The organism is Candidatus Hydrogenedentota bacterium, assembly GCA_016791475.1.
Taxonomy (GTDB): Bacteria; Hydrogenedentota; Hydrogenedentia; order Hydrogenedentales; family JAEUWI01; genus JAEUWI01.
The window spans coordinates 1-504 of record JAEUWI010000518.1; the positions used below are offsets into that span (position 1 = coordinate 1).

At 58.3% G+C, this 504-nt stretch carries 1 protein-coding gene; it reads left to right on the top strand.

Annotated elements, in window-relative coordinates:
- On the top strand, window positions 1-504 hold a 504-nt coding region (locus JNK74_30580), incomplete at both ends, for a sodium:solute symporter family protein (GenBank protein ID MBL7650514.1).

Here is a 504-nt window from a genome sequence, read left to right on the forward strand (position 1 = left end):
TTCGGCATCGTCACGTGCATGTACACGGCGGAGGGCGGTTTCACGCGCGGGTTCGCGGGCGCGATTCCCGGGATATGCAACGCGATTGCGATGTTCGTTGTCGGCTGGACTGGGTTCTGCATCAAGCCCCTGCGCGATTCAGGCGTCATGACGATCCCGGAGTTGTTTCAATCACGCTACGGACCATTTGTCCGCTGGTTGTCGGGCGTCGTGATCGTGCTGGGCGGCCTGCTGAACATGGGTGTGTTCCTTCGCGTCGGCGGGCAGTTCCTGGTGATCAGTTGCGGCATCGAGACACGTTATCTCGAAGCGATGATGACCGCGCTGCTGATTTTCGTCGCGATATACACAGTTCTGGGCGGAATGCTCTCGGTGCTCATCACTGATTTTCTTCAATTCGTGGTGATGAGCGCGTGGCTGATCGCGGTGACGGCTTTGATCTTGTATCAGGTCGGCTGGGATGGAATCGTCACGAACGTCCAGACCAAGCTGGGAAATGGCGGC